Source organism: Staphylococcus sp. HMSC072B07 (genome assembly GCF_001815505.1).
In the GTDB taxonomy this organism is placed as follows: domain Bacteria; phylum Bacillota; class Bacilli; order Staphylococcales; family Staphylococcaceae; genus Staphylococcus; species Staphylococcus simulans.
Genome location: NZ_KV820945.1, coordinates 133668 through 141932, shown reverse-complemented (window position 1 = coordinate 141932; position 8265 = coordinate 133668). Strand labels below are relative to the sequence as shown.

Below are 8265 nucleotides of genomic sequence, written 5' to 3'. Positions count from 1 at the left end.
CAAGTTATAACGGTAGTTTGTCTACGGTCTGAGAAAACCACGGTGTGGTTTTCAACATTTATTAATATGTTCTTTCTTCATACCTATTTCTTATAAATCATCCATTATCTATCTTACTTTAATCTCTATACATGGTTGATGCGCTGTATTATATACAATCATATGCGTATAACTGTCTTTTGAATCCACTTGAATGTATAACCATTCATCTTTTATGATCATCTGTTTATATTTAATGTCTAACTTGCGATAAGCTTTTAATTCATGATCATGCGATGCCCCTACCTCTAATACTTTCATTACCACAAAATCTCCAGGCATCACATCCTCTTGCCAATGAATAGGGTTATAATCAGAGACTGTTTTTAAATACGTTTCAACATCATCCCACTTTATTTCTAACGGTAAAGCTTGGGCTGGTAATGAAAATGCTTCTTTAACGTTAAGTGTTTTAGATGATGAGGATTGTTGATGAAATGTCTCTTTCATAGTAACAAACATTGTTTCAACCTCTATCCATATATCAGCGCTATCCGTTGCGGTAACTGTCAGTAAATAACGTGATTGATCAAAGTGTTTAAGCACTCGTTGATCTATTAATTTAAGTTCAGCTGTATAAGCTTTTCCTTCTATTAAAGAATGATAACGATGGATGCGTTTCTGTCTTAAGATAAAAGAATGTTCAGCTGATGCTTGAAAGGGTTCAAAACGATGCCAGATATCTGTTAAATAAAACGCATCTAAAGGAATAGAAGCGTATTTTGACGATAATTTCCAAGTAAATGTCTGTTTCATTTAGTGCTCTACCTTCTCAAATAAAGTCGAAATACCTAATCCGCCACCAATGCCCATTGTAGCTAATGCATGATTTCCAGGGAAATACGTAAGAATAGAAATCAGTCGTGCGACTAAATTTGCGCCGCTTGCGCCATATGGATGTCCTTCAGCGAGCGCACCACCAAATGGATTTACTTGTCTTTCTTCTATACCAAGCAAGTCCATAGAAGCGAGTACTTGAGAGCTGAAAGCTTCATTAAATGCGACCCAATCTATATCTGAAATAGATAATTGATGTCTCATTAATAGTTGTTCAGTCGCAGGGACAGGTCCAATACCTAATAATTTGGGATTGACTCCTGAGACCTGTGCATCTATAAATTTCAATTGACCTTTTAACCCGAGTGCTTCTGCTTTTTCACGTGACATAACTAACGCTAACGCAGCACCGTCACTTTTAGGACAAGCATTGCCGACAGTGACTGAGCCTGCATCGAACAGCGGTTTCAATCGTGCTAAACGTTGTGCAGACATCTTTTGTTTGGGTGCTTCATCTTGTGTTACTTGTTCACCACGGATTGTTAAAGGTACGATTTCACGTTGGATTTGTGATAAATGTTCAAAGTATTTTTGATGACTACGTGCCGCAAAAGCATCTTGACGTTCACGAGCAACTTGATAAACTTGCGCTACATTTTCAGCTGCTTCTAACATGCTTGGATCTCCCATAGATTCTGGGGTAAAAGGCGCACGTTCATATATTTCTGGTGGGTGTTTCTCATACAGTGATTGCGGTTTTTGAATTTTCCATGGTGCTCGACTTGTTGATTCCACTCCTCCTGCAAGATAAATATCTCCTGCACCGGCTTGAATCATACGACATGCCAGGTTGATTGCTTCTAAGCCTGAGCCGCATTGGCGATCTATCGTCATACCTGGAATATCAGAAGAGAGTCCGGCATGAAGTAATGATTTACGTGCGAGATTACCACCGTTACCTACTGTATTACCAATGATGACATCTTGTATATTTGAAGCGATAGACGGATGCAGCTGTATCAATTCATCGATAAGTGGCTTGAGTAAAGCTTCAGGTTCTAAATGTTTAAAGATACCGCCATACTTGCCTATTGGTGTTCGTTTCGCTTCAATAATGACTGCTTCTCTCATTTTTCTTTCCTCCCATAGCGTTCATCCATCTCTTTACGTGCGATTTTTCCGCTATTCGTCCATAACATTTCTGGTACTTCAATAAAGCGCATCGGTACTTTATAACGTTCTAAATATTGACGTAAATCACGTTTTATCTCTCGAATCGTTATAGGTTGTTTTGTTTGGTAATACGCAATCAACACTTCTCCTAACTCATAATGCCTTTCACCTGTCACCATAACGTGCTGGATCGGTGTCGTTTCTAAAATTACACGTTCCACTTCTTCAGGATAGACATTCATACCGCCCACAATTACTTTATTATTGACGCGTCCTTCTAATATCAGTTCTTGATCTTCTGTCATTTTTGCGTAATCACCTGTCGCAATAGTGTCTTGATTAGAGATGCTTTCTCCGTCTACATAGCCTGAAAAGACCATATCACTTTGAACATGAAGTTGGCCGATCTGAGTAGGGTCAGACAATTTCTGTCCAGTGTCATCAGTTAGAATAACTTTAACGCCTTTGAAAAGTTTCCCGACATTCTTTGGCGCATAATCTGTCACGTGATGATATGAAATAAAACTCGCTTCACTTGTACCGAAGAATTCAATGACTTGTGATTTCGGCATACTTTCTTTAAAGCGTTTAATCGTATGCGGTTCTAATTTCGCACCTGACGTTAGAAATGTCACAGAGATATCTCTTAACTTTTTGGTGTTTAATTGTAAAATTTGTTCTAAAACCGAAGGTACAATAAAGACGACAGCCTTTGGATGCTCAATAAGCTGATGAAATAATTGCGCAGGATGATAATCCATCTGCATATAACACGGACAATGAGAATGGTACGCATACATCATGGCATAAAGGGTCAGTGAATGCGCAATTGGACCTGGCGCAATTACGCATGAAGGCGGTGCGTTTAAGATATCGTCATTCGCATCATAACTGACTAACCAAGAGTACCTATTACGATAATATGCTTTTGGCATGCCTGTCGTACCAGAAGTAAAACCGATGTGCAATAAATCATCAGTCGGTGATGTCACCTTTTGTGAGGAAGGTGTTTCTGCTTCATTTAATTGTTCAAGACGTAGTGAATTAACACCTTCAATCTTCTTATCAGCAATCACATGTGTAATCTGATAATGATTTAAAATTTGATGTAGTTGTTCAGACGTCCACTTCGCATCTAACACTACCGGTAAATAACCGCTAGATTGTATAGCGAGATAGACACACAAGAATTGTGCCGGATCTTGAATTAATATACCAATACTTTTTGTTTGGTTTGCCCATTGTGCAATGTAGCCACGATCTATGTTCAACACATCATTTAATTGTGCTTTTGTTAATCGGCTTGCTTCGGTTTGAATGACGATATCAGACATACAGACCACCTTTCCTTTAATAAAATTTATTTCAAAGCAGTTTAATTTTATCATAGTGCTATTGAGAAAGAATGAGTTAGCTTTATAATCTATCCACCACACAATCCAATTCATTATTCTTTTGTATGCAAAATTATTGTATACTAATTATGAACGAGGATTTTACAGTGTTTAGATTTGGACGGACGACCTTCGTAACCTTACATAAACTCGAATCTTTCCTCACTATCTATGAATTTTCATCTTGAGAACAAGGGGGCATGTTTATGGAACAAGCTCACAGAATTTTAAGTATTTATACGCGTTTGCTTCAACAAAAGGTTGTAAATAAGTATGAGCTGTCTAACGAATGGGGTGTCTCTTCAAGGACAATACAAAGAGATATCGATAATATTCGGAATTTTCTTTACGATACAGACGAATAGCATGGTTATCGTAAAGAGATTACCTACAATCATAAGTTAGAATCTTATGAAATGGACAGTTCCAGTTCAAACCATGAAGTCTCACTTTACTTTTTGCTGACGTTGTTAGAAACCGTTTCACCTGATATTGATCAACATCTTTATAATTATTTAGAATTACTGATTGCGACTTTCCATACGCAACATGAAAGCGAATTACGTGCACATTTGTCTAAGTTGAAAGTAGGCAAACGTTTCGATGAACTCAATCATATTGTGACTGCTTCACGTGCAATCAATAAATCTCAAAAGCTATATACTGATAACCACCAAGAGATTACCCCTATCGGCATTCAATATTATAACTTTACATTCAACCTAATTTATAAGATGCATGATCAAATCCTTTCTACTGACTTAAAACAAAAAGTTGTCACTTTCAGTCCAAATCACTTCCATGCACAATCCGTCTATAACTCTATAGAATGGGTCACATTTGAACTCGTGCCAGAACTCTATGAATTGATTCGACATCGTTACCAACACAAAATCATTAAATTAGTTAATAAAAAGTATTATGTCATTCGTATTAAAATGTGTGTTGAAGATGCGATTAACTTCTGTTTCACTGCACGAAATCAAGCACGGCTTGTCGGACCTGAAAGTACATATCAAATTGTGATGAAAGAATTGTTGAAACTTCAAGAAACATACTTATTTACTCGACTAAGCGCAAATGAATATTAACATGAAAGCTGTATGTTCAATTTGGACATGCAGCTTTTTTGTCGAAACTTATAATGAGTTTCTTCCTATATTAATAGCCACTTTCTGTTTATTCTATCACGCTTTCACTCTTTCTTAATCATTTTAACTTTCTGTTTAAACATATAGTCATCAGATGACATAATGTGTCATACAATGTGGATAAGTCGTGTGCTTTATTTATGAAAAGCGCATTCATTTTTCTGATAAATGAAAATTTATGTCTACACCTATTATGTAAAATAAATGTATAAGCAATATATATTTTTTTCATCTTAGTAAGTCTATCAAAGTATATGCATATTTATTATTAGGAGGATTAGAAAATGAAAAAGAAACAACTATTTTCTTTACGTAAGCTATCTGTGGGGATTGCTTCAGTATCACTTGGTACATTAGTATTTTTAGGCGGAGGACAAACAGTAAGCGCTGAAACACAAGATTTAAATCAAAAAACTCAAGAAGCTTACAACACGATTAATAACTTACCGAGTTTAACAGATGCTGAGAAAGATGCGTACAATCAACAAATTTTAGAACAAAGCGGACAAAACAACTCAAACTTTGATGCGATTTTAGCTGAAGCTCAAAAAGATAATACACAAGCAGCTGAGGATATTAACTATGCTTCTCAAGATGCTTACAATATTATCAACAACTTACCTAGCTTAACTGATGCACAAAAAGATGCGTATAACCAACAAATTCTTGAATCAGCTGGTGCTAACAACACTGACTTCGACAAAATTTTAGACGAAGCACAAGCTGCCAATGATCAAGCAGCACAAGATATCAATCAAGCTTCTTTAGATGCTTACAACACGATCAACAACTTACCTAGCTTAACTGATGCGCAAAAAGATGCATATAACCAACAAATTCTTGAATCAGCTGGTGCTAACAACACAAACTTCGACGCTATCTTAGCAGAAGCTCAAAAAGTAAATGATCAAACAGCTCAAGATATCAACCAAGCTTCTCAAGAGGCTTATAACACAATCAATAACTTACCTAACTTAACAGATGCTCAAAAAGATGCATACAATCAGCGTATCTTAGAAGTTGCAGGTACAAATAGCACTGACTTCGATGCAATTTTATCAGAAGCTAAAGCTGCTGATGCTCAAGCTGCTAAAGAAACACCTGAAGCACTAGAAGCATTAAACAAAGCAACTCAAGATGCATATAACACAATTAACAACTTACCTAATTTAACAGATGCACAAAAAGATGACTTCAACCACCAAATCTTAGTTGAAAGTGGTCAAAACAGCACAGAAAAATTTGAAGCTATTTTAGCTGAAGCAAAAGCTTTAGATGCTAAACAAGCACCAGTTGAAGAAGACAAAGCTGACGATAAAGAAAAACAAGAAGATTCAAAATCAGAAGATAAAGCTACTGAAGAAGAAGCAAAACCTGAAGACAACAAGTCTGAAGAGAAAGCTGATCAAAAAGAACAACCTAAAGAAGATGCTAAAACTGAAGGTAAAGTAAAAGAAGAAAAAACACCTGAAAACAAAACAGATGAGAAAGCTGTAGAGAAAGATATTAAAAAAGCTGCGGATGAAAAAACTTCAGTAAAAGAGAGAACTAAAGCAGCTCATGATGCAGTGAACAAATTAGAAAATCTAACTCAAAAACAAAAAGACGCTTATATCGCACAAATCGATAAATCAGCTAAAGAGGATAAAGGTGCACAATTCGAAGCAATCTTAACAGAAGCTAAAGCAGAAGACGCTAAAGTTGCGAAAGAAAATGCGAAACCTAAAGCTGATGCAAAAGAATTACCAGCAACTGGTGAATCAGACGAAGTACTATTTGGTTTATTATCTGGCTCTTTATTTGCAAGCGCAGGTACTTTATTCTTATTAAACGCACGTCGTAAAGAAAGTAAGTAATATTTTTCTTCTATCTAACATTATAAAAACTCCCCTATCTCAAACAACCTGGTAGAAATATCTATCGGGTTGTTTTTTCTGATTCTAAGGAGAAACTTAAAAAGTAAGTTAAGATAGTTCTTCTAAAACTTTAATTTATACACATTAAACCATTAAATAATTTTCAAAACTCTATAAAAGACATATTATGTCATACTAAATGTAAAAGACACGTCTAAATTTACAGAAAATTTTCACACTTATTTTTTAAGTGAAGCATCATGTCTATATACATAGTGTAAAATATATGCATATCTATAAATAATCTATCATATTGTCATCACTACTATGAATAGTCACATTAGGAGGAGAAATACATCATGAAGAAAAAACAACTATTTTCTTTACGTAAATTAACAGTCGGTATCGCATCTGTGTCATTAGGAACAGTAGTATTTTTAAGCGGAGCGCAAGCGGTTGATGCTCAAGCCAATGCGCAAGATGCTACAACTATTACACAAAACGCTTATAACGTGGTAAATAACTTACCAAATATTTCTGATAAAACAAAAGATGCTTATATCGCAAAAATCACTGCTGCAGCTGGTAATAACAAACTTACTGATGTTGAAGGCATTGTAAACAGCGCTAAAGCTGAAGATGCTCAAGTTGCAACTGCTAAAAAAGTTGCTGCTGAACAAGACGCTAAAGCTGTTAACCAACAAGTAGAACTTGCTAAAAAAGTTGCTATTGAAACAGCTAAAAAAGATCATGCTCAAAAAATCGCTAACGCTAAAGCTGAAATTTATAAATTAGAAAACCTTTCTAATTTTACAAAAGCTAGATACAGCGCAAAAATTACTAAAGCAGCTACTGATGAAATTGCAGGATTAGTTCAAAACGCTAAAGCTGAAGATGCTAAAATTGCAACTGCTAAAAATGCAGGTAAAGAACAAGCTAAAGCTGACACTGCTGCTAAAGATAAAGCTGTTAAAGCTTTAAACCAAAAAACTGCTGATGCTTATCAAGTAATCAACTCTTTGAAAAACATCACTGACAAACAACAATTAAGCTTCTTACATCAAGTTGAAGTAGACAGCGGTACTAACAACGGCGAACGTATCGATGCTATCGTTGCTGATGCTAAACAATTAGACGCTCAATTCGCTTATGATAAAGAACAAAAAGCTAAAGCTGAACAAAAAGCTGCAAGAGAATTAAATACTTTAACTCAAGTTGCTTATAACACAGTTAACGGCTTACACAACTTAACTGATCAACAAAAAGATGCATTCAACAAACAAATCTTACAAGACAGTGGTAACAACAACGGTCATAACATTAACAATATCGTTGCTAATGCAAAAGCTTTAGACGAACAAAATGGTAACGCTAAACATGCTCGTGAAGCAGGTGCTAGCACTGTTGAACAAAAAGACAAAGCAGTTAGAGAATTAAACACTTTAACTTCTGTTGCTTATAACACAGTTAACAATTTACCAAACTTAACAGATGCTCAAAAAGATGATTTTAACCATCAAATCTTAGTAGATAGCGGAAACAACAACGGTCAAAAAATTAATGACATCGTTGCTGCTGCTAAACAAAAAGATGCTGAAAGTGCTCAAGCTAAACACGTTCGTGAAGCAGCTGCCAACACTAACCTTCCAGCAGACGTAGCTAAAAAAGTTAAAGCAGCTCACAATACTGTTGAAGCTTTGAAAAACTTAAAACCAGAACAAAAAGCTGCTGCACATCGCAAACTTAACGAAGTAGCACGTACAGATGCTAAAGCTATTGATACTGTTGTAGCTCAAGCTAAAGAATTAAATGCTAACCAAGCACCAGGTAATAACGAAAGAGCTAAACAAAAAATTGAAACAGCTCAAAAAGCTC

General features: G+C 35.7%; 7 protein-coding genes. 4 read left to right on the top strand and 3 right to left on the bottom strand.

Going from position 1 to position 8265, the window contains the following annotated elements; all coding sequences use genetic code 11:
• Window positions 1–108 precede the first annotated feature (108 nt).
• Genes HMPREF3031_RS11220 through HMPREF3031_RS11210 form a run of 3 tightly spaced genes read right to left on the bottom strand, consistent with a single transcriptional unit; the run spans window position 109 to window position 3323 of the window.
• Window positions 109–795 carry a hypothetical protein gene (locus HMPREF3031_RS11220; protein WP_002479927.1) on the bottom strand — a complete coding sequence of 229 codons (687 nt, stop codon included), beginning with the start codon at window positions 793–795 and terminating at the stop codon, window positions 109–111.
• Window positions 796–1947 (bottom strand): thiolase family protein, encoded by a 1152-nt coding sequence (locus HMPREF3031_RS11215; protein WP_002479928.1) that lies wholly within the window; start codon window positions 1945–1947, stop codon window positions 796–798.
• Entirely contained in the window at window positions 1944–3323 is a 1380-nt protein-coding gene (locus tag HMPREF3031_RS11210; RefSeq protein ID WP_070724951.1) for an AMP-binding protein, read from the bottom strand. Before HMPREF3031_RS11210 ends, HMPREF3031_RS11215 begins: the two co-directional genes overlap by 4 nt.
• 266 nt (window positions 3324–3589) lie before the next feature.
• On the opposite strand from HMPREF3031_RS11210, the gene HMPREF3031_RS13745 reads away from it, so the two are divergent.
• The 4 genes from HMPREF3031_RS13745 to HMPREF3031_RS11195 all read left to right on the top strand — a co-directional run.
• Window positions 3590–3748: an HTH domain-containing protein gene (locus tag HMPREF3031_RS13745; RefSeq protein WP_244968275.1), complete on the top strand. Its 159-nt coding sequence runs from the start codon at window positions 3590–3592 to the stop codon at window positions 3746–3748.
• Window positions 3749–3799: 51 nt separating this feature from the next.
• The gene (locus HMPREF3031_RS11205) at window positions 3800–4474 is read left to right on the top strand and encodes a hypothetical protein (protein WP_244968274.1); all 675 of its coding nucleotides are present in this window, start codon (window positions 3800–3802) and stop codon (window positions 4472–4474) included.
• Window positions 4475–4818: 344 nt separating this feature from the next.
• On the top strand, window positions 4819–6390 hold the full coding sequence (locus tag HMPREF3031_RS11200; protein ID WP_002479931.1) for a YSIRK-type signal peptide-containing protein: 1572 nt from the start codon (window positions 4819–4821) through the stop codon (window positions 6388–6390).
• Between the two features lie 359 nt (window positions 6391–6749).
• Window positions 6750–8265: YSIRK-type signal peptide-containing protein (locus HMPREF3031_RS11195; protein ID WP_142351329.1), on the top strand; the 1516-nt coding region annotated here is incomplete at its 3' end.